The following is a 20,171-nucleotide window of genomic DNA, read 5'->3' on the forward strand; positions in this document are numbered from 1 at the left end:
AGGCACGCCGGAACTGCCATTGGCTGACCAGGAAGAGCGTGGCGCTGACGGCCATGGAGGCCAGCAGCGAGAGCAGGAAGACCCCCATCGGGGGCAAGTGGCCGACAAGCGTCGCGGTTACCACGCCGAAGGCGACCAGGCTCAGCATGCCCTTCTGGGCCATGCTCACCGTGGCACGCGCCACATCGGGGCCGTAACGCTCATGCAGGGTCCAGCCGATGGTAAACAGCCCCACCGGGAACCCCACCAGCATGCCGGAAAGCAGCGGCCCCGACTCGACCGCCAGGGTGGTCGCCACGCTCACCAGCACACCCGCCAGCAGTCCTCGCAGCACCAGGTCGAACCAGCCGGAGCGCGCCACGACGACCGGCTGGCGCAGCCTGAGCGCCCGCCGGATCCCCTCGGCCAGCAGCAGCATGGCGAAGTACATCAGCATCGCGACCGCGACACCCCCCGGCACCCTCGAGAACAGCAGCGCTGCGGGGACCCAGCACAGCGTGGCGATGCCCAGGCTGGCCAGGGCGCTCAACCGTCCGGCGGTCACCACGAAGCTGATGCTGAACAGCAGGGTGGCGACCAGGGCATGCAGGGTCGAGAGTGCTGCGGCCTGGATGAACGCCGGTGGATGCTCCTGAAGCATGAAGAAGTAGCCGGGCCCCAGGATGATGGGCGTGCCGGCGATGATGCCACCCAGCCGCGATCCCAGCTTGCCGACCGCCAGCGACACCCCGATCACCACCGCCGCCGTGGCGATCAGCTTGACGAACAGGACGATCAGCATCGGGCTATCAAGCGATCACCGGCAGCGACTGCACCCGATACCGGTGATGGATCTCACGGCCGCGCACGGGGTCCTCCAGCACCATGCGGAAGGCATCGGCGGCGCGCACGCCACCGATCACCGGCAGGGTGCCGCAAAGCATGACCTGGCCGGGCGCCAGGCGCGTCTGCTCGAGCCCGAAACGCTGCAGCAACTCCCCTGGGGGCAAGAGTCCCGTCACCCGCCCCTGCTGATAGAGCACCTCTTCCCCATCGATGGTGGCCCAGGAGGCCATGGTCAGCTCGTCCCAGTGGTCGATAACCTCATCGAGGGGCCACACCTGCCGACTCACCGGCTTGGCACAGACCTGCTTGGAGTGCGCTACCGACCAGGCCTCGGCTTCCCGGTCGGTATGGTCGGAACCGATGCCCACCAGGGTGCCTTCAGGCGAGCCGATCAGGACCACTTCCACTTCACCGCTGCTGGCATTGCCCAGCACCTGGATGGTGTCGGCGGTGGTCAGCTGGTCCGCGGAGACACGATAGAAGAGCGGCGTGGTCGAGGGCGGAGTGACGCCGATCGCCTTGAGCTCCTCGATATGCTCGTCGATGCCCGCCTGCTCGCGACCGGCCCAGCCGGCGATGATCAGTTCCTGCACATCGACGTCCACGGACTCGCCGCTGTCCGCCAGTTCGAATGTCGTCATACGCGGATTCCTGTCATTGAGTGTGGCCTGGTGATCCGGGGCGGCTCGGCGCGTCATGCCTTGCCGAGACACCCCCGGAATGGATGGATCGCATTGCCCTCAGCCCAGCATGTTCGGCAGGAACATGGCCAACGACGGGAAGAGGATCAACAGGATGGCCATGAGGAACATGAAGCCGACATAGGGCATGGCGCCCGCCATCACGTCGTTGAAGGAACCGCCCTGTCTCACCCCCTGCACCACATAGAGATTGAGCCCCACCGGCGGGGTGATCAACGCCATCTCGATCAGCAGGATCAGCAGGATGCCGAACCACACCGGATCGAATCCCATGCCGATGATGATGGGCGCCACGATCGGGATGGTGATCACCATCAGCGACAGCGTCTCGATAAAGAAACCCAGCACGATGTAGAGCGCGATCACCAACATCAGCGTGGCATAGGGCCCGAGGCCTGCTGCTTCCAGGAATCCGGTCAGCTCGCGGGTCACCCCGGTGGAGGCCAGCACGAAGTTGAGGAAGTAGGAGGCGATGATGATCAGCATGATCATGCCGGTGGTGCGCATGGTGCCATCCAGCGCCTGGACAATGATCGAAAGCGACAGCTTGCGCATGAACGCCGCGATCAACAGCGCCCCTATCACCCCGAGGGAAGCCGCCTCGGTCGGGGTCGCCAGCCCGGCGTAGATCGAACCCACCACCACGCCGAACAGGATCAGCACCGGCACGAGATGCCTCAGGCCTGACATGCGTTCCGACCAGGTGTGCGAACTGCTGGGACCACCCAGGCTCGGACGCCACATGCAGAGCAACGCGGTACCCGCCATGAACAGCAGGGCCAGCAAGAGACCCGGCACCAGCCCGGCGGCGAACAGTTTGGGGATCGAGGTCTCGGTCAGGAAGCCGTAGACGATCAGGTTGATGGAGGGGGGAATCATGATGCCCAGGGTGCCCCCGGCCGCGATCGAGCCGGTGAACAGCTTGGGATCGTACTTCATCGCCTTGCCCTGGGGGAGCGCCACGGTGCCGATGGTCGCCGCGGTGGCGACGCTGGAACCGGACGTCGCCGAGAACAGCGTCGCCGTGCCGATATTGGCATGCAGCAGGCCACCCGGCAGCCAGGAGAGCCAGCTTTCCAGCGCTCGATAGGTGCCCTTGGCGATCCCGGTGCGCACCAGGATTTCACCCAGCAGGATGAACAGGGGGATGGCGATCAGCAGGAAGCTGTCCGACGCCGACCAGATGACATCCCCCATGGCGCGGGAAAGGGGAAAGGGCGAGTAGACTTCATCGAGAAACAGGCCCAGCACGATCAGCGTGGCAGCCACCGGAATGCTCAACACCAGCAGCACGAGCAGGATCAGCAGAGTGGTAAGGATCATGAGGTAGCCTCGTGGTTTTCATCGCTGATCTGCTCGTCGAGCGTCGGACTGCCGGCAAGCTTCTGTACGCCATCAACATCATTCGCCAGCAGACCCAGCAGGACACGAAGCCCCATGAGGCCAACGGCCAGGCTGAACCAGCCAAGGCCGATCACCCACAGGAACTGGGGAATCCATATCGGCGTGCCCAGCGGCGTGTTGGCGGTTGCACCCGCGAGGTAGGAATCCTTGGCGACCTCGAAGGCAGCCCCCGCCACGAGGATGCAGAACCACGCCATGGCCAGCAGGGCGAGCAGGTCCAACACGCCACGGACGCGTATGGGGAAGTTGAGGTATAGCGCATCGATCCGGATGTGCGCCTTGCGCATCAGAGTGTAGGCAAACGCCCAACTGGTGCTGATCGCCATGACATAGCCGGTCAGTTCGGTGGCATGGACCGCGGAGCGTCCCACCAGCTGGCGCGAGAACACCTCGATGGTCACCAGCACCACGGTCATGAGGATCAATACGCCCCCTGCCCGCGCCATCCATAACGAACCCGCCTGCACACCGTCGAGCACCCGGTCGAGAGTGGTATTGATCGTTTGCAACATGTCACGCTCCAGGACGAGGCCGGACCACCAGGCAGCCCGGTCGCCAATGGTGGGTCGGACACGCACCGCTGGAGCAGCGCGTGCCCGAGGGCGCTTACTTGGACGCGGTCAGGCCGGTGACGCTGCCGATGGTCTCGTTCCAGCGGTCCACCCACTCCTGGTCGACACGGTTGGCCCAGTTCGGCAGCAGGGTCTCCTCGAGGTGGCGGGTCGCCTCGGTATAGTCCTCATCAGTGGCCTCGACCAGCACCATGTTGCCCGGATCGCCACGGGTGCACTCCCCTTCACCGGTCAGGCAGGCGATCCCCTCGCGGGTCTCCTCCACGGCAGATTCCCATACCGGATTCTCGTAGTTATCGCGAATCTCGGCGGTCAGCCATTCCTGGGTCTCGGTGGAGAGCGAGGCCCACTTCTTGCCGTTCATGGCGGTCACCACATGATCCCAGCCGCCCACGGGGAGCGGGTAGAGGTGGGTGGACACCTCGTACCAGCCCGAGCTGTAGCCGGACAGCGACCCCGTCACGGCGCAGTCGATGACACCGCGCTGCAGGGCGCCCGGCACCTCGCTGAAGTTCAGCGTGATGCCCTCGGCGCCCAGCGCCTCGAGGAACTCGGCGGTGGTCCTGCCGCTGGCCCTGACCTTCTTGCCGGCCAGGTCGGAGAGCCCATCGATGGCGACGTTGCAGAAGACCATCTGCGAGGGATAGGGGACCACAGCGAGAAGATGCGCATCGCGAAAACGCTCCGTGAAGGCATCGGCCAGCACCGGACGGTAGGCATCGGCCACCTTGCGAGCCGTCTCGACGTCCGGGGCGATCATCGGCATGTCCAGGCCTTCCAGTTCGGGCGCATCCTGCACGGCATAGTTGACGACCGTGGAGGTGACCTCGATGACGTCGCGGCTCATCAGGCGGTATACCTCGCCGCCCCCCAGGCCCATCTGGTCGAAGGTGGTGACATCGGTCGTGATCCGCCCCCCCGAGGCCTCGGGCAGGTGGCGCTCCCAGAAGGGGCGCTCGAAGTTCTGGTAGAGCGACAGGCTGCTCCAGCTGCCCACGTAGGCGATGCTGGTCTCGTCCAGCTCCTGGGCCTGGCCCTGGGAAGCGGCGACCAGCATGCCGGCAGCCACGGCAGTCACAAGGCGTTTGGTTGTCATCATGGGAGGTACCTCTGTTGGAGTTGTTGGTTTTCCAGGGGTTACAGCAGGGCCAGGCGGCTGTCGGGAATATCCGTGATCAGCATATGGCCCGGGCTATGGGTGATGGCGAATGCGATGCCGGACTCGATCAGTACCTGCTGGGGCGTCACCCCGCAGGCCCAGAACACCGGAATCTCATCTTCGCCAACCGTCACCGCATCACCGTAGTCAGGTGAGCGAAGATCCTCGATACCGATCAGCGCGGGGTCGCCCAGATGGACCGGTGCACCGTGGGCCTGAGGATAGCGGGTGGTGATCTGGATCGACCGGATGGCATCGGCCGCCCGGTAGGGGCGCATGGAAACCACCAGGCGACCCCCGAAGCCCCCCGCCGACGTCAGCGGCACGGAGGTGTTGTACATCGGGACATTGCGTCCCTCGTCGATGTGACGCACCGGAAGACCATCCAGCACCAGGGCATGCTCGAAGGTGAAGGAACAGCCCAGCGCAAAGGTCACCAGGTCATCGCGCCAGACGTCCGATACGTCATGCACCGTTCCATCGAGGCGACCGTCGCGGTAGAGGCAGTAGGCGGGAACGTCACGGGCGATATCCAGATCCTCACCCAGGATGCCGCAGCCTCGATCACCGGGCTCGCTGACGGCCAGCAAGGGGCAAGGCTTGGGATTGGACTGGCAGAAACGCAGGAAGCCGTTGGCCTGGGGCTCGGGAAGGATCACCAGGTTCACCTGGACATAGCCCCTGGCCAGCCCGGCGGTGGGCCCGACGAGGGTGCCCTGGCGTGCGGCGAGGCGAACGGCTCGCGGACCGTCATCGCCGTGAGGGAGTGTTGTTGGGGTCATTGTCATGCCTCTCCTTGCGGTCATGACAAGGTAAGGCAGAACAATTGATCACATCAAATCGATATTTAAGATCACTTTCGATCAATAAAGCTGATCATCCTGCGGCCGACCCTGGGTCCTGTCCCCTTCCGCCACCGTGGCAAGCGCCAGCTCGGCCACCGCGCGGACCACGCCGGCGCCGGGTGAAGCGCTGTAGGCCGTGCTGAACACCAGGTCGGGCAACGTGGCCTCGACCCGGAATTCCCGTAACGCCCCGGAGGCCAGCTCCCGGGTGAGTATCTCGCGCGGCAGGGCACTGATGCCGAGGCCATCCACGGTCATCCTGATGATGGTCGAGAGCGACGAGCTCGAGTGTATCTGCGTGGGGTGGTTCGTGGGGGTCACCAGGGAGCGGATATTGGCATAGGGCTCGCTGCGCCGCGGATAGGTGATGATCGGGATCCTGGACAGGTCCGCCAGGGTGATCGGCTCCTCGGGAAGCGGAATCGTCGAGCTGGCCACCCAGACCAGGGAGTACCGGCAGAAGGGGCGGCTGACGAAATCGGGCTGGTTGACCTCACCGATCAGGAAAGCGATATCGATCTCCCGACTGGTGAGTTTTTCCGCCAGGTTGATGGAGATGTCCACGTCCAGCTCGAGGTTGATGGCCGGATAGGCCTCGCTGATCTTCTCGATCAGCCGCGGCAACCAGGTGTAGGCGATGGTCTCCGAGACACCCAGGCGGATGGTTCCATGGATGGCGTCGGGCCGGGCGACCGTTTCCAGAAGCTCGGAGTGCAACTGGAGGATCTTCTCCGCGTAGACCAGCAGCTGGCGGCCCTTGGCCGTGAGGACCGCCTTCCTGTTGCTGCGATCGAACAGTTCGGTGCGCAGCTCATCCTCGAGGCTGGAAATCCTGGCGGAGATGGTGGGCTGGGAGGCATAGAGGCGCTTGGCGGTGGCCCGGAAGCTGCCCAGCCGGGCGATCCATACGAAGGTTTCCAGCGTCCTGATGTTCATCGGTCACTCCCTTGGCCCGCGACACCACGGTGACGGCGAGCACCTCTCGAACAAGCAATATCGATCATGCATCCCGTCATCTTGATAGAAGAAACGTATCACATCCGCTGCCGACCGGCGGGCACCGTTTAAAGATTGTCGAAACGGCGAGCGGGCGGGCGCCCAGGCAACTGCTAGGATTCGGTCTGTCCCGACCACTGCCACAGGCATTCCACAAGAGGTCCCCGTGATGAGTCCACGTCGCTTCAAGCCGCTGCTGGTCCCCCTCTCCGTGCTGGCCATTGCCGGTACGGCCCAGGCTGCCGAATGGAACATGGCCACGCCCTACGGGGACGCCAGCTTCCACACCCAGAACGTCAAGCAGTTTGCCGAGGACGTGGCCGAGGCCACCGACGGCGAGCTGCGTATCAACGTCCACAGCGGAGGCTCGCTGGTGGCCCACGGCGAGATCAAGCCGTCGGTGCGTCGCGGTACCATCGAGGCGGGCGAGATCTTCCTGTCGATCCTGTCCAACGAGGATCCGATCTTCGAGATCGATACCCTGCCCGGCGTGGCCGGCAGCTACGAGGAGGCCATGGCCCTGTGGGAGACCACGCGGCCGATGATCGGCGAGCTGTTCGCGGCGGAAGGGCTCATGCCGCTCTATGCCGTGGCCTGGCCGGCCCAGGGCCTCTACACTCGCACGGAGATCACCGACACCGAGCAGTTCGAGGGCCTGCGCGTCCGGGCGCCCAATATCAATACCCAGCGCTTCGTGCAGAACCTGGGCGGCAGCCCCACCGAGACCGAGGAGTCGGACATCCCCACCGCCTTCAGCACCGGCCGGGTGGACGCCATGATCACCTCCAGCGCCACCGGCAATGCCATGACCGCCTGGGACTACCTTTCCTTCTACACCGACGCCAACCTGTGGCTACCCAAGAACATCGTCTTCATCAACCAGCGCGCCTTCGACCGCCTGGATGAGGCCACCCAGGAGGCCCTGCTGGAGGCGGCGGCACGTGCCGAGGAGCGGGGCTGGCAGATGAGCCGCGACAACAACGAGACCAGCCTGCAGGCCCTGCAGGACAACGGCGTCTCTGTAGTGGCGCCCAACGAGGCGGTCGCCGAGGCCCTGCAGGCGGCCGGCGACCGGCTCTTCACCGACTGGCAGGAACGCGCCGGCGCAGAGGCACTGGAGCTGCTCGAGGCCTACCGCGCCGGGCTGGATGAGTGAGCACTGCACCCGCGGTGATTCAGCACTGAACAGGCCACGAGCAACAGCGACGTGAGCCCCGGCCGCCGCGGCGTCCCCTCGCCGCGGCGGCCGCCCGACAGGAGCCTGCCATGACCTTCAAGTTTGCGCTGCTCTATCGTCTGGGCGCCTGGGGGGCTGCCGCCTGCATGGTGACGATCTGCGCCCTGGTGGCCCTGCAAGTGACCTTCCGGGTGCTGGATGCCCTGCTGATGCTGGTCGGATTGCGCCGGCTTGGCCTCGGGATCACCGGCGTCTCGGAGATCGCCGCCTACCTGCTGGTGGGGGCGACCTTTCTGGGGCTCGCCTATACCTTTGTCCATCACGCCCACATTCGGGTGACCCTGCTCATCTCTCGACTGCCGTCCCGGATCCGGGTCTGGTTCGAGGTAGCCTGCCTGATCGTGGCACTGGCCATCAGCCTGCTGCTGGGATACGGCCTCATCGAACTGGCCCGCGAGAGCATGCACTACCGGGACGTCTCCTCGGGTTTCCTGTCGATTCCGCTGTGGATTCCCCAGACCGTTCTGGCGACCGGTGTCGGGCTGCTCTGCCTGGCGCTGGCCGAGGCTCTGGTCATGACCCTGCGCATTGCCGCCAGGGACCCTGACGGCTTCCGCGAGCACACCGACGGCGACGACAGCGACCTGACATGAACCCAGCCCATCCGGAGTCACCACCGTGCTGATCCTCAGCCTGGCCAGTATTGTCACCCTGGCGATTCTCCTCGGCAGCGGCGTCTGGATCGCCTTCGCCCTGATCGGCACCGCCTGGGTCGCCCTGGCATTCTTCACCCCCTTCGCACCCGGCCCCATCCTGGCCTCGGACTTCTGGGGCGCCAGCTACGGCTGGGACCTGACAGCGCTGCCGATGTTCATCTGGATGGGCGAGATACTGTTCCGCTCGGGACTGGCCGACAACATGTTCCGGGGGCTCTCCCCCTGGCTGAACCGCCTGCCCGGCCGGCTGCTGCATACCAACATCATCGGCAGCGGCATGTTCGCCGCGGTCTGCGGCTCCTCGGCGGCGACCTGCGCCACGGTCGGCAAGATGACGCTGCCGGAGCTGGAGCGCCGCGGCTATGACCCCCAGATGGCCATCGGCACCCTGGCCAGCGCCTCCACCCTGGGGCTGCTGATCCCCCCCTCGATCGTGCTGATCGTCTACGGCGTGGTCACCGAGCAGTCCATCTCCCGCCTGTTCATGGCCGGCGTCGGTCCGGGGCTGATGATCCTCGGGCTCTTCATGAGCTTCCTGATCCTATGGGCGCTGCTCAAGGGCAACCGCCAGGGGCTGACCGGCCAGGACGAATCCTCCCTGCCGCTGGCCCAGAAGCTGCGTCAGACCTGGTCGCTGATTCCCATCCTGGCGCTGATCGGCGGGATCATCTTCTCCATCTACGGTGGCCTGGCCTCACCCACCGAGGCGGCAGCCGTGGGCGTGGTGCTGTCGATGCTGATCGCCCGCATGAACGGTCACTTCGGGAGGACCATCTTCCTGGACTCGCTGTTCGCCGCTATTCGTACCGCCTGCATGATCGCCTTCATCATCGCCGGCGCCTCCTTTCTCACCTCGGCGATGGGCTTCACCCAGGTGCCTATGCAGCTCGCCCGGGCCATCGGCGAGATGGGCCTCTCGCCGACGATGCTGCTGGTGATGCTGACCCTGCTGCTGCTGATCATGGGCTGCTTCCTGGACGGGATCTCCCTGATCCTGCTGGTCACGGCCATCATCATGCCGGTGATCAGCGCGGCCGGCTTCGACCTGATCTGGTTCGGCATCTACCTGGTGATCGTGGTGGAGATGTCGCAGATCACTCCGCCGGTGGGCTTCAACCTGTTCGTGATCCAGGGTCTGACCGGCAAGGACATCCTGACCATCACCCGGGCCACCCTGCCCTTCTTCCTGCTGATGCTGCTGGCCATCGCCCTGATGCACCTGTTCCCCGAGATCGCCCTCTACCTGCCCGAGGCCATGAATCGCTGAGCGATCAACGGCCCTCGGTCTCGCGCACCGATTCTCGTCCCGCCTCCCTCAGCACGGCACGCGGGTCGCGGGGATAGAACCGCTCCGGCTGACGCTCCACGTGGGGGAAGAAGCGGGTGTCCTTGTAGGGCATCTTCATGAAGCCGGAGACGCCAAGCCCCTCGATCAGCCCCACGGCGTCGAGGATCTCCTCCAGCCGGCGGCGAAAGTCCGCCTCCCGGGAGGGGTCCAGCAGGCGGTAGTAGCTGTGGACCTTGAGGTGCTGGGGAAGCGCCTCGAAGATGATCATGCCGGTGTGGTGAATCTCGTTGAGCGCCTCCAGGGAGGTGATGATCTGCTCGGGCAGCATCAGGAACTCCTCGGGGTCGGGGCCATCCTCGAAGTAGCTGTGCAGGCGGCTGCGATCCTCCAGCTCCGGCATCGCGCTGACCTCATAGGCCAGGCGCATTCCCGGCTCCAGCCGGAAGGGCTGCTCCGGCCCCTCGCGATCCAGGTGCAGGGTGTCGCGGGCGTTGAACAGGCAGCTCTTGAAGATGCCCTGGCGGTAGATGGCCCGGGCCAGGTGGACCATGTTGTTGACCGCGGCGATGAAGGCCGGGCGCCGCTCGGCGTCGTGCAGGTTCAGCGAGGTGTCGATATAGACCCCGTCGGCCTCCCAGCGCACCGCCAGGCCGCCCACCACCGGGTAGCGCCCCAGACGGCTCACCGCGGCCAGGAAGGCCTTCTCGGTCTCCCCCATGCCCTGCATGAAGTTCTTGTAGTAGCGGTCGAGCTGGACGTCGTTGACGTCGTTGAGGGTCTCGGGCGCCCCCTCCTCGCGCAGGAAGGCCTTGCGGGAGCTGTAGACCACGGTGTCGATCTCGCGCTCGGCCGGGCGCACCCAGACCGGCACCAGCGCCTGGGGCGGCGGCTCGGGCAGGTCGATCATCACCAGCCGCGCCAGGCGCGGCATCTCGCGGAGGAAGTGGTCGCCGGCCCTGAGGCGCAGCTGCGGGTCCGGGTCCAGCATGCCGTCGAGCATGCGGGCGAACTCCACCGGCAGGCCCAGGGAGGTGGCGGGAATCGCCCGGTGACCGAAGCGGCAGGACTGCGCCGAGGCCAGCGCATAGAGGGTGCCGGCGGCCCCCTGCTCGTCGAAGCGCGGCGAGGAGAGCGCCCCATTGAGCTGCTCCTCGCCGATGAAGTAGACGTCGCCCAGGCGGGCGTTGGTCTGCTGGAGGTTGTCGGACATCAGCTCCATGACGTTGGCCGCCACGAACTGCTGGTTGGCATCGAGCTGGGCGAACACCGAGGAGCCCCAGTCGATCAGGGCGATGGCCTCGGTGGCGGCGTCGAACACCAGGTTGGAGGGCTTGATGTCGCCATGCACGATGGGTCGTCCCGCCGGACCGGACTCCCGGCGCAGCGCCCGCAGGATGTCGGCCAACTGGCCGGCGATATGCACCACCAGGCGCGGCGAGAGTCGCCCCTCGCGCAGCGACACCTCCTCGAGGTTGAGGCCGGGAGCGCGCTGCATGACCAGGATCGACTGGTGGCGCACCCGCTGGTAGGCGATCAGCCGGGGCACCCGCGGGTGATCCACCTGCTCCAGCATGAAGGCCTCCTCCTCGAGGCGGTCCTGCAGGTGCTGGGGCAGGTTGACCCGCGTGAACTTGAAGACGTACTCGTTGCCGAGCGCGGTGATCCCCGCGAAGACGAAACCGTAGGCGCCCTTGCCGATCAGCGCGATCTCCCGGTAGCCCAGCTGCTCGAGCTGGGCCTGGCACAGCGCCACCCACGCCTTGAGCTTGCGGGCGTCGTGGTGGCTGAGCAGGTAGATCGACTGCTCTTCCGGGATATAGAACTGCTGCAGGGACGCCTGGGTCATGGCCATCAGCCCAAGTGGAGCAGCATGGTCTCCGGCGCCTCCAGATATCCCTTCCAGGCGTTGCAGAAGCGCGCAATGGTGCCGCCGTCGATGATGCGATGATCGCCGGCCCAGGTGACGGTCATGATCGCCCGCTTGACCACCCGCTCCTCGGCGTCGAAGCGCGGCAGCCACTGGGTCTTGCCGATGGCCACGATCGCCACCTCCGGGGCATTGATGATCGGCGCGGCATAGGTGCCCCCCAGAGCCCCGATGTTGGAGATGCTGATGGTGCCGCCCTTGAGGTCCTCCTGGCTCACCCTGCCGGCCCGGGCCGCCTCGGTCAGGCGCCCCACCTCCTCGGCCACCGACAGCAGACTGCGCCGCTCGACGCCCTTGACGTTGGGCACCAGCAGGCCGGCGCGGCTGTCCACCGCCATCCCCACATTGACCGAGGCGAGGTAGTGGATCTCGCTTTCGTCATCGCTGAGCCGGGCATTGACCGCCGGCGCCTCGCGCAACGCCAGCGCTATCGCCTTCATGAAGAAGGGCATCAACGTGAGCCGCGTCTCCTCGGCCGCCGCCAGCGGCTTCAACCGCTCGCGCAGCGCCAGCAGCTCGGTGACGTCGATCTCCTCGCCGAACTGGAAGTGGGGAATGGTGCTGGCCGCCTCCACCATGCGCTTCGCCATGACGGCACGCACGCCGCGCAGGGGCTCGATGCGAACCTCGCCGCTGGCGGGGTCGCCGGTGGCCCGACCGGTGGCGGCTGTGTCGGCGGCATCACGAACCTGATCCCTTGCCTGCCGGGAATCCTCCGACTCCAGATAGCCCAGCACGTCCTCCTTGAGCACCCGCCCCTGTTTGCCGGAGCCCGGCACCGCCTCAAGGTCGAGGTCATGCTCGCGCAGAAGGCGACGCACCGCCGGGGCCGCGGGAATGCGCCCATAGGGGCCGCGAGCCGGCACGTCTCCCGCGCCTTCCGTGTTCTCGGGGGCCGGGGCCCGATGAGCCGCCACCTGGGGGGCGCCGCCCTCGGAGGGCTGGGGCGCGTCCCCTTCGACGGACGGTGCCGGCTCGTCAGGCGTCGAGGCCGGGGCATCCGCCGACTCGGCCTGGGACTCGCCTTCGGCCACGTAGCCGAACAGCGGCGCGTGCACCTTGGCGATCTCGCCCTTCTGCACGTAGAGCCGCGTCACCCGCCCCGCCTCGGGGGCGGTGATCTCCACCAGCGCCTTGTCGGTCATCACCTCGACCACCGGCTGGTCCTCCTCGATCACGTCGCCCTCGGCCACGTGCCACTCCACCACCTCGCACTCCACGATACCTTCACCGATATCGGGCAGCATGAAATCACTCATTGTCTTGCTCCTGTCCTGGCTCGCTCGGGCCGAATATCGGGAATCAGAAGGCCATGGAGGCCTTGATCGCTTCGAAGATCTTCAGGTGATCCGGCAGATATTCCTTCTCCAGGGTCAGCGGGAAGGGGGTATCCAGGCCGGTCACCCGGGCGATGGGCGATTCCAGATACAGGAAGCAGCGCTCTTGTATGGTGGCGGCGATCTCGCCGGCGAAGCCGCCGGTAAGCGGCGCCTCGTGGGTGATCACCAGGCGCCCGGTCTTGAGCACCGACTCCACCACGCTGTCCTCGTCCCAGGGCAGGATGGAGCGCAGGTCGATCACCTCGCAGGAGATGCCCTCCTTCTCGGCCAGCTCCACGGCACGCTCGATCACCTCCATCTGGGCGCCCCAGCCAAGGACGGTGATGTCGCTGCCCTCGCGGGTCACCTCGGCCTCGCCGATGGGCAACTGGTAGTCCGCCTCGGGTACCTCGCCGGTGGAGGCGCGATAGAGGCGCTTGGGTTCGAAGAAGAGTACCGGGTCGGGGTCGCGGATCGCCGCCAGCAGCAGGCCCTTGGCCTGGTAGGGATTCCGCGGCACCACGATCTTGAGGCCCGGCGTATGCGCGAAGTAGGCCTCCGGCGACTGGGAGTGATAGTGGCCGCCGGCGATGCCGCCGCCGTAGGGGGCGCGTATGGTCAGGCCGCCAACATTGAACAGGTCGCCGGAGCGGTAGCGGTACTTGGCCGTCTCGTTGACGATCTGGTCGAAGGCCGGAAAGATGTAGTCGGCGAACTGGATCTCCGCCACCGGCACCGAGCCCTGGGCCGCCAGGCCATTGGCGAAGCCGATGATGCCCTGCTCCACCAGCGGCGTGTTGAAGCAGCGAGCGCGGCCGTACTTCTCCTGCAGGTGGCTGGTGGCGCGGAAGACCCCGCCGAAGAAGCCCACGTCCTCACCGAAGCAGATGACCTTCTCGTCCTCGGCCATGGCGATATCCAGGGCGTTGTTGATGGCCTGCAGCATGTTCATGGTCGGCATCTCAGGCTCCTCCCCTGGCGTCAGCATCAGGCGTGCCTTCATCGAGACTGGCACTCACGTCCGGGTCCAGGGAGCGAGCCCCCTTCGGATAGGCGTCCGGGTACTTGCGAATATGGGTCTTGAGGCCGTCGAGCTGCCGCTGCAGCGCCGGGGTGACATCCGCATAGACGTCGGTGACCAGGCTGTCGAGCGGAGGCGGAGGGCGCTTCTCTGCGCGCTTCATGGTCTCCAGCACTTCGCGGCGCAACGACTCCTGGAGCGCCTTCTCCTCCTCCTCGCTCCACCACTCCCGGGCCACCAGCCAGTTCTGCATGCGCCGGATGGGGTCCTTGTCGCGCCAGGCCTCCTCCTCCTTCCTCGAGCGGTAGCCGGAGGGATCATCCGAGGAGGAATGGGCCGCCAGGCGGTAGGTCATCGCCTCGATCAGCACCGGCTTGTTCTCCTCCACGGCGATCCGGCGTGCCTTGCGGCTCGCCGCCAGCACCGCCAGCACATCGTTGCCATCCACGCGGATCACATGCATGCGGTAGCCGAAGGCCCGCGGGGCCACGCCATCGGCGGCGAACTGCTCGATGGAGGGAGTGGAGATCGCATAGCCGTTGTTGCGGCAGAAGAAGATCACCGGCACCTCGTGCACCGCTGCCATGTTCAGCGCGGCATGGAAGTCGCCCTCGGAGGCGGCCCCCTCGCCGAAGAAGACCAGGGTGCAGTGGCCCTCCCCCGACAGCTTCTGGCCGTAGGCGTAGCCCGCGGCCTGGGGGATCTGGGTGGCCAGGGGCGACGAGATGGTCATGTAGTGCAGCTTGCGCGACCCGTAGTGGATCGGCATCTGGCGGCCCTTGCCGTAGTCCAGCTCATTGCCGAACAACTGGTTCATGAACTCGTCGTAGCTGAAGCCGCGATAGACCAGCGCCCCCTGCTCGCGGTACTGGGACATGATCATGTCGGCGTCGTCGAGCGCCGCCGCTGCGCCGATCACCGCGGCCTCCTCGCCGGTGCACTGCATGTAGAAGGAGAGCCGCCCCTGGCGCTGGGCCGCCATCATCCGCTCATCCAGCACCCGGGTCGCCACCATGGTGCGATAGATCCTCAGCGCCTGCTCGCGCTCGAGGTCGGGCGCCTCGCCCCCCTCATGGAGGGTGCCGTCCTGCCTGAGCAGCCGAAAGGTGGAAATCGAAAACTCGTCGCCGCGAAGGAAATCGGGCGTATGGCTATCTGTTGTCGTTGTCATCTTGGTGTCCTCCACCCCTTTTGAGGGCAGTGTTGTTGCTCGCCTCGACCTTCGCCAGAAGGATTGCCTCTGGCGGGTCAACGCAACCCAGGGTGACGTTAACGTAAAATGAAAATCGATGCACGCAAATTGCTGCCAGAATCTCCCAAGCCAGTTTTTCTTGCTGCGATCATCCAATACCAGACGATATCCATCGGCGCTGGAGGCGTTCGAAGGCGCTGTCCACGGCCAGCGCCAGCAGGCCGATCAGCAACGCACCCTGCAGCACGTAGGCGGTATTGCCGTTGACGATACCGGAGATGATCGGCGCACCGAGGTTGCTGGCCCCCACCGTGGCCCCCAGGGCGGCGGTGGCGATGTTGATCGTCACCGAGGTGCGGATGCCGGCCAGGATCACCGGCACCGCCAGGGGGAGCTCGACCTGCAGCAGCTGCTGGACGCCGCCCATGCCCATGCCGCGCGCCGCCTCCAGCACCGACGGGTCGATGCCCTGCAGGCCGGCCAGGGTGTTACGCACGATGGGCAGCAGCCCGTAGAGCAGCAGCGCCACGATGATCGGCCAGGTACCGAACCCCAGCACCGGCACCGCCAGCGCCAGCACCGCCACCGGCGGGAAGGTCTGCCCCATGGAGGCGGCCTGGGCCACCAGCGGCAGGAAGTCGCGACCCGCCGGCCGGGTGACCAGCACCGCGGCCCCCACGCCGATGACCACCGCCAGCAGCGCGGCCACGCCCACCACCAGCAGGTGACGCCCCAGCAGGGTCAGGAAGTCGGCATGGGGATAGATCACCTGGCGGGTGTCGGGCTGGAACCAGCGGAACAGCGGCTCCAGCCAGGCCATGCCGGCGGCCAGCAGCAGCAGGCAGGCGAGCCAGGCCAGCGGCGCGCGCCAGGCCGCCAACCGGCTGGCGCCGCCCGCCCCGCCCGCCCCGATCGGCTCACGCCTCACGGCGGCTCTCCACCAGGCGCCGCAGGGAGAGCTCCCCCACCGCCATGTCCTCGTCGTCCACCACGGCGAGGCGGTCGGCGTGCTCGCGGAACATCACCGCCAGCGCCTGGCGCAGGGTGGCATCGCGATGCACCCGCGCCCGCGGCAGCAGCCGTGGCGACAGCGGCTGCATCCGCTCGGCGACGCGGATGATGGCGGCCTCCTTGAGGCCGCGGTCATCGCCGCCCAGCAGCGAGGCCACGAAGTCGTCAGCCGGCTCGCGCAGCAGCGCCAGCGGCGTCCCCTGCTGCACGATGCGTCCGGCCCGCATCACCACCAGCCGGTCGGCCAGGGCCAGCGCCTCGTCCATATCGTGGGTGACGAAGACGATGGTCTTGTGCAGCCGTGACTGCAGGTCACGCAGCTCGGCCTGGAGCGACTCGCGGGTGATCGGGTCCAGCGCGCCGAAGGGCTCATCCATCAGCAGGATGTCCGGGTCGGCGGCCAGCGCCCGGGCGACCCCGACCCGCTGGGCCTGGCCACCCGAGAGCTGGTGCGGGTACTTGTCGGCGAAGCTCTCCAGGGGCAGGCCCAGCAGTGCCATCAGCTCCTCGACCCGCTCCCGGATGCGGGGCGCCGGCCACTTGAGCAGCCGCGGCACCAGGCCGATGTTGCGCGCCACCGTCCAGTGGGGGAACAGTCCGGTGCTCTGGATCACGTAGCCGATGCGGCGCCGCAGCGTCTGTTCGTCGAATTCCCGGACCTGGCGCCCCTCCAGATGGATCTCGCCCTCGCTGTGTTCGATCAGGCGGTTGATCATGCGCAGGGTGGTGGACTTACCGCAGCCGGAGGTCCCCACCAGGGCGCAGAGCTCGCCCTTCTCAACCCGCAGCGAGAGTCGATCGACGGCGGTCTCGCTGCCGAACCGCTTGGTGACCTCGATGAGTTCGATCATGACGTGGCCTCCTGCCCCGCTGATGGCGACTGCCGGGGGTCCAGCCGCCGGGCCAGGGCGCCGAGCAGGCCATCGGCGACCAGCGCCATGGCCAGGATCGGCAAGGCCCCCAGCAGCACCAGGTCCATGGCGGCCTGGCCGAGCCCCTGGAAGATGAAGGTGCCGAGCCCCCCGGCGCCGATCAGGGCCGCCACCGCGGTCAGGCCGATGGCCTGCACCGTGGTGATGCGCACGCCCTCGATCACCACCGGCAGGGCCAGCGGCAGGCGTACCTGCAGGAACACCTGGGCGCGGCTCATGCCCATGCCCCGGGCCGACTCCAGCACCTGTGGCGACACGCCTTCCAGCGCCACGAAGGTGTTGCGCACCATGGGCAGCAGGCTGTAGCCGAGCAGGGCCAGGAAGGCTGGCGCCCAGCCGACGCCCCTGACGCCGAGGGCATTCAGCCAGCCCACGTTGGCGGCGAGCCAGGCGAGCGGGGCCAGCAGCAGGCCGAACAGCGCCAGGCTGGGAATGGTCTGGAGGAAGTTGAGCACCGCGAAACCGAGCCTTTCGAGGCCGGCATGTCGGCGCATGGACAGCGCCAGGCCCGCGCCCAGCACCAGACTGGCCCCGACGGCACCGCCGACCAGCCGCAGGTGCTGGATCACCGCCGCGGCGAACTGGTCGCTTCGCCCCCGGTACTCCTGCACCAGCGCCAGCGCCTCGAGGCCATGGGACGAGGCCAGCCACCAGGCCAGCACCACCGGCGCCAGCAGCAACCAGACGGCAATCCGCGGCAAGGCCAGCCGACCCCGCAGCTCGATCAGCACCAGCCCGAGCAGGAACAGCAGCAGCCACACCGCGGCGCCAATCCCCAGACGCGCCTGCGGCATGGAAGGATCCATCCGGAGGGCGGCCACCCCCGCCAGCCAGGCCGGCAGGGCCGCCAGCAGCAGCACGGCAAACCCCAGCACGATGCGGTATCGAGTGGGCGTGGGTCGCCAGGCCAGGGCCACCATGGCAAGCCACGGCAGGCACCCCACCAGGGCACCGGCCCAGCCGACGATCTCGTGGGCATGGAACGGCGTACCGGGCACAATGCGGTTGGGGGCGACGCTCACCGACGGCAGCGCCAGCCAGGCCATGGCGGCGGCCAGCATCAGCGCCGTCACCACGCGATTGGGCGGTGGCGCTTCCCTGCGCACGGCGGCCTCAGCCTTCCAGGCCGTCGAGGAACTCCGCCGCGACCTGGCGAGGATCCCGCCCGTTGACGGCCACGTCGCCATTGAGGCGCTGCAGGGTCTCGAGATCCAGCGCCTGGAACAGCGGGGTCAGCAGCGACTCGATCTCGGGATAGGCCTCGAGCACCTCGGCGCGCACCACCGGCGCCGGCTGGTAGACCGGCTGCACCCCCAGGGTGTCCTCCAGCACCAACAGGTCCAGTGCATTGAGGCCGCCGTCGGTACCGTAGGTCATCGCGGCATTGACGCCGCTGGTCTGCTGGGCCGCGGCGCGCATCGTGGAGGCGGTGTTGCCGCCGGAGAGTACCAGCAGCTGGTCATCGCCGAGGGTGAAGCCGTAGGCCTCCTGAAACGCCGGCAGCGCCTGCTCGGACTCCACGAACTCGGCGCTGGCCGCGAACTTGAAATCGCCGCCTGCCTCCAGGTAGCTCGCCAGGTCCTCGAGGCTCGCCAGGCCGTGCTCGCGGGCCAGGTCGCCGCGCACGCTCATCGCCCAGGTATTGTTGGCCGACGCCGGCGTCAGCCATACCAGGCCGTTCTCGGCGTCCCGGTCGCGGACCGTCTCATAGGCCGCCTCGGCGTCGTGCCAGACATCGCTGTCGGTCATGTCGAAGAAGAAGGCCCCGTTGCCGGTGTACTCCGGATAGAGGTCGATCTCGCCGGTCAGCAGGGCCTCGCGCACGATGCTGGTGCCGCCCAGCTGCAGCCGGTCCTGCACCGCGATGCCGCCGGCCTCGAGGCGCTGGAGGATCAGCTGGCCGAGCACCGAGCCCTCGGTGTCGATCTTCGAGGAGACCACCACCGGGTCATCGGCCTGGGCCGCGGAGAGGCCCATCACGGAGATGGCGGCGACCAGGGTCAGACTAGCAAAGGGGATACGCATGGCGGAATACCACCCGGGGGATCAGGAATGTACCCTGAGTATAAGGATTCGACGGTGTCGTTGCAGACCCCGCCGCCAACGCACAGGACGCCCGCCCCATGCCACCCGACCTGCTCCCCCTGCTCGACCGCTGCCACCATCCGCTGGTCCGCGACCTGGCGTGGCTGCTGCTGGTGCCCGACCTGCTCATCATGCCCTGGCCGGGGCGCCCCGGCCGCGAGACGCTGGGGCTCGCCGACGACGCCCGCCTGGCCGCCTGGCTGGATGACCTGGAAGCCGCGCCCGAGGCACTGGAGGCATGCGTGGGCGAGACCCTGACGGGCCGCATGGGGCTCTACCACGAGCGGCTCTGGCAGTTCCTGCTGGCGGCCGCCCCCGGCACCGAGCTGCTGGCCCACAACCTGCGTATCCTTCGCGGCAAGCTGACCCTGGGCGAGCTCGACCTGCTCTATCGCCGCCGCGGCGAGACGGGCCTGGTCCATCTCGAGGTCGCCATCAAGTACTACCTGGGGCTGATCGAAGGCCCGGGCGAGCCAGATGACCAGGCACGCTGGATCGGCCCCGGCGGCGCCGACAGCCTGGCCGGCAAGCGCGAGCACCTCCATCGGCATCAGCTTCGCCTCACCGACCTCCCCGAGACTCGACAGGCGCTGCATGAGCTGCTGGCCAGCGATGCCGTGAGTGCCGACCGCCCTCTGGAGATCCATCGCCGCCTGGCCATGCCGGGGGTGCTCTTCACGCCCTGGCACCGGCCGCTGCCGCCACCCCGGGAAGCAAACTCGGCGCACCTGAGGGGCACCTGGCTTCACTGGTGGCAGTGGCGCGACTACCGCCACGCCCTGCCGCCAGGCACCCGGGGGGCCTGGCTGCGCAAGCCCCACTGGCTCGCCCTGCCCCGCCGAGAAAACCTGCTGCCCCTGCGCGAACTCGAGGCGCAGCTGGCCCATCATTTCCATGGGCCCGCCTCACCGCTGCAGATCGCCCTGTGGCATCCCGACACGGGCTGGCGGCGGCTGTTCGTGGTCGCCGACGACTGGCCGCGACAGATCCCGCTGCCGCCC

At 67.3% G+C, this 20,171-nt stretch carries 19 protein-coding genes; 4 read left to right on the top strand and 15 right to left on the bottom strand.

All coding sequences use genetic code 11. From position 1 onward, the window contains the following. The 7 genes from IBX53_RS08580 to IBX53_RS08610 form a co-directional block, all read right to left on the bottom strand. Positions 1–781 (bottom strand): hypothetical protein (locus tag IBX53_RS08580; protein ID WP_290907970.1); only part of this gene is annotated, 781 nt, incomplete at its 3' end. 7 nt (positions 782–788) lie between these two features. Continuing rightward, on the bottom strand, positions 789–1,466 hold the full coding sequence (locus IBX53_RS08585; RefSeq protein WP_290907973.1) for a DUF2848 domain-containing protein: 678 nt from the start codon (positions 1,464–1,466) through the stop codon (positions 789–791). A gap of 99 nt (positions 1,467–1,565) precedes the next feature. Continuing rightward, the gene (locus IBX53_RS08590) at positions 1,566–2,849 is read right to left on the bottom strand and encodes a TRAP transporter large permease (protein ID WP_290907975.1); all 1,284 of its coding nucleotides are present in this window, start codon (positions 2,847–2,849) and stop codon (positions 1,566–1,568) included. Next, complete coding sequence (locus IBX53_RS08595; protein WP_290907979.1) at positions 2,846–3,442, bottom strand: TRAP transporter small permease subunit; 597 nt, start codon at positions 3,440–3,442, stop codon at positions 2,846–2,848. Before IBX53_RS08595 ends, IBX53_RS08590 begins: the two co-directional genes overlap by 4 nt. Before the next feature lie 94 nt (positions 3,443–3,536). Then, positions 3,537–4,601, bottom strand: a complete 1,065-nt coding sequence (locus IBX53_RS08600) for a TRAP transporter substrate-binding protein (protein ID WP_290907982.1) — start codon at positions 4,599–4,601, stop codon at positions 3,537–3,539. Between the two features lie 38 nt (positions 4,602–4,639). Beyond that, complete coding sequence (locus tag IBX53_RS08605; protein ID WP_290907985.1) at positions 4,640–5,443, bottom strand: putative hydro-lyase; 804 nt, start codon at positions 5,441–5,443, stop codon at positions 4,640–4,642. Positions 5,444–5,524: 81 nt separating this feature from the next. Then, positions 5,525–6,442 carry a LysR family transcriptional regulator gene (locus tag IBX53_RS08610; RefSeq protein WP_290907987.1) on the bottom strand — a complete coding sequence of 306 codons (918 nt, stop codon included), beginning with the start codon at positions 6,440–6,442 and terminating at the stop codon, positions 5,525–5,527. 229 nt (positions 6,443–6,671) lie between these two features. Here IBX53_RS08610 and IBX53_RS08615 point away from each other — a divergent pair, with 229 nt between their 5' ends. The 3 genes from IBX53_RS08615 (at position 6,672) to IBX53_RS08625 (ending at position 9,662) form a co-directional block, all read left to right on the top strand. After that, positions 6,672–7,658: a TRAP transporter substrate-binding protein gene (locus tag IBX53_RS08615; RefSeq protein WP_290907989.1), complete on the top strand. Its 987-nt coding sequence runs from the start codon at positions 6,672–6,674 to the stop codon at positions 7,656–7,658. A 110-nt stretch (positions 7,659–7,768) separates the two neighbouring features. Further along, entirely contained in the window at positions 7,769–8,332 is a 564-nt protein-coding gene (locus IBX53_RS08620) for a TRAP transporter small permease (protein ID WP_290907990.1), read from the top strand. Positions 8,333–8,357: 25 nt separating this feature from the next. Continuing rightward, positions 8,358–9,662 (top strand): TRAP transporter large permease subunit, encoded by a 1,305-nt coding sequence (locus IBX53_RS08625; RefSeq protein WP_290907994.1) that lies wholly within the window; start codon positions 8,358–8,360, stop codon positions 9,660–9,662. A 4-nt stretch (positions 9,663–9,666) separates the two neighbouring features. Here the strand turns inward: IBX53_RS08625 and IBX53_RS08630 are convergent, their stop codons facing one another. From IBX53_RS08630 to IBX53_RS08665, 8 genes are all read right to left on the bottom strand, one after another. After that, positions 9,667–11,529: a protein kinase gene (locus tag IBX53_RS08630; protein WP_290907998.1), complete on the bottom strand. Its 1,863-nt coding sequence runs from the start codon at positions 11,527–11,529 to the stop codon at positions 9,667–9,669. A gap of 5 nt (positions 11,530–11,534) precedes the next feature. Continuing rightward, positions 11,535–12,869 carry a 2-oxo acid dehydrogenase subunit E2 gene (locus tag IBX53_RS08635; RefSeq protein ID WP_290908001.1) on the bottom strand — a complete coding sequence of 445 codons (1,335 nt, stop codon included), beginning with the start codon at positions 12,867–12,869 and terminating at the stop codon, positions 11,535–11,537. A gap of 43 nt (positions 12,870–12,912) precedes the next feature. Next, on the bottom strand, positions 12,913–13,890 hold the full coding sequence (locus IBX53_RS08640; protein WP_290908003.1) for a transketolase C-terminal domain-containing protein: 978 nt from the start codon (positions 13,888–13,890) through the stop codon (positions 12,913–12,915). A gap of 1 nt (position 13,891) precedes the next feature. Next, positions 13,892–15,121 carry a thiamine pyrophosphate-dependent dehydrogenase E1 component subunit alpha gene (locus IBX53_RS08645; protein WP_290908007.1) on the bottom strand — a complete coding sequence of 410 codons (1,230 nt, stop codon included), beginning with the start codon at positions 15,119–15,121 and terminating at the stop codon, positions 13,892–13,894. A 169-nt stretch (positions 15,122–15,290) separates the two neighbouring features. Next, the gene (locus IBX53_RS08650; RefSeq protein WP_290908021.1) at positions 15,291–16,022 is read right to left on the bottom strand and encodes an ABC transporter permease; all 732 of its coding nucleotides are present in this window, start codon (positions 16,020–16,022) and stop codon (positions 15,291–15,293) included. Between the two features lie 37 nt (positions 16,023–16,059). After that, positions 16,060–17,004: an ABC transporter ATP-binding protein gene (locus IBX53_RS08655; protein WP_290908011.1), complete on the bottom strand. Its 945-nt coding sequence runs from the start codon at positions 17,002–17,004 to the stop codon at positions 16,060–16,062. Continuing rightward, the gene (locus tag IBX53_RS08660; protein WP_290908024.1) at positions 17,001–18,146 is read right to left on the bottom strand and encodes an ABC transporter permease; all 1,146 of its coding nucleotides are present in this window, start codon (positions 18,144–18,146) and stop codon (positions 17,001–17,003) included. Before IBX53_RS08660 ends, IBX53_RS08655 begins: the two co-directional genes overlap by 4 nt. Before the next feature lie 52 nt (positions 18,147–18,198). Next, entirely contained in the window at positions 18,199–19,110 is a 912-nt protein-coding gene (locus tag IBX53_RS08665) for an ABC transporter substrate-binding protein (protein WP_290908014.1), read from the bottom strand. 98 nt (positions 19,111–19,208) lie between these two features. Between IBX53_RS08665 and IBX53_RS08670 the strand changes: the two genes are divergently transcribed. Then, positions 19,209–20,171: DUF1853 family protein (locus IBX53_RS08670; protein ID WP_290908018.1), on the top strand; the 963-nt coding region annotated here is incomplete at its 3' end.

The sequence above is a fragment of the Halomonas sp. genome (assembly GCF_014859505.1).
Classification (GTDB): domain Bacteria; phylum Pseudomonadota; class Gammaproteobacteria; order Pseudomonadales; family Halomonadaceae; genus Halomonas.

Excerpts from the sequence above, each read along its gene's own strand:
- IBX53_RS08585 (WP_290907973.1), bottom strand. The coding sequence starts at position 1,466 with ATGACGACATTCGAACTGGCGGACAGCGGCGAGTCCGTGGACGTCGAT.
- IBX53_RS08590 (WP_290907975.1), bottom strand. The coding sequence starts at position 2,849 with ATGATCCTTACCACTCTGCTGATCCTGCTCGTGCTGCTGGTGTTGAGC.
- IBX53_RS08595 (WP_290907979.1), bottom strand. The coding sequence starts at position 3,442 with ATGTTGCAAACGATCAATACCACTCTCGACCGGGTGCTCGACGGTGTG.
- IBX53_RS08600 (WP_290907982.1), bottom strand. The coding sequence starts at position 4,601 with ATGATGACAACCAAACGCCTTGTGACTGCCGTGGCTGCCGGCATGCTG.
- IBX53_RS08605 (WP_290907985.1), bottom strand. The coding sequence starts at position 5,443 with ATGACCCCAACAACACTCCCTCACGGCGATGACGGTCCGCGAGCCGTT.
- IBX53_RS08610 (WP_290907987.1), bottom strand. The coding sequence starts at position 6,442 with ATGAACATCAGGACGCTGGAAACCTTCGTATGGATCGCCCGGCTGGGC.
- IBX53_RS08615 (WP_290907989.1), top strand. The coding sequence starts at position 6,672 with ATGAGTCCACGTCGCTTCAAGCCGCTGCTGGTCCCCCTCTCCGTGCTG.
- IBX53_RS08620 (WP_290907990.1), top strand. The coding sequence starts at position 7,769 with ATGACCTTCAAGTTTGCGCTGCTCTATCGTCTGGGCGCCTGGGGGGCT.
- IBX53_RS08630 (WP_290907998.1), bottom strand. The coding sequence starts at position 11,529 with ATGACCCAGGCGTCCCTGCAGCAGTTCTATATCCCGGAAGAGCAGTCG.
- IBX53_RS08635 (WP_290908001.1), bottom strand. The coding sequence starts at position 12,869 with ATGAGTGATTTCATGCTGCCCGATATCGGTGAAGGTATCGTGGAGTGC.
- IBX53_RS08640 (WP_290908003.1), bottom strand. The coding sequence starts at position 13,890 with ATGCCGACCATGAACATGCTGCAGGCCATCAACAACGCCCTGGATATC.
- IBX53_RS08645 (WP_290908007.1), bottom strand. The coding sequence starts at position 15,121 with ATGACAACGACAACAGATAGCCATACGCCCGATTTCCTTCGCGGCGAC.
- IBX53_RS08655 (WP_290908011.1), bottom strand. The coding sequence starts at position 17,004 with ATGATCGAACTCATCGAGGTCACCAAGCGGTTCGGCAGCGAGACCGCC.
- IBX53_RS08660 (WP_290908024.1), bottom strand. The coding sequence starts at position 18,146 with ATGCTGGCCGCCGCCATGGCCTGGCTGGCGCTGCCGTCGGTGAGCGTC.
- IBX53_RS08665 (WP_290908014.1), bottom strand. The coding sequence starts at position 19,110 with ATGCGTATCCCCTTTGCTAGTCTGACCCTGGTCGCCGCCATCTCCGTG.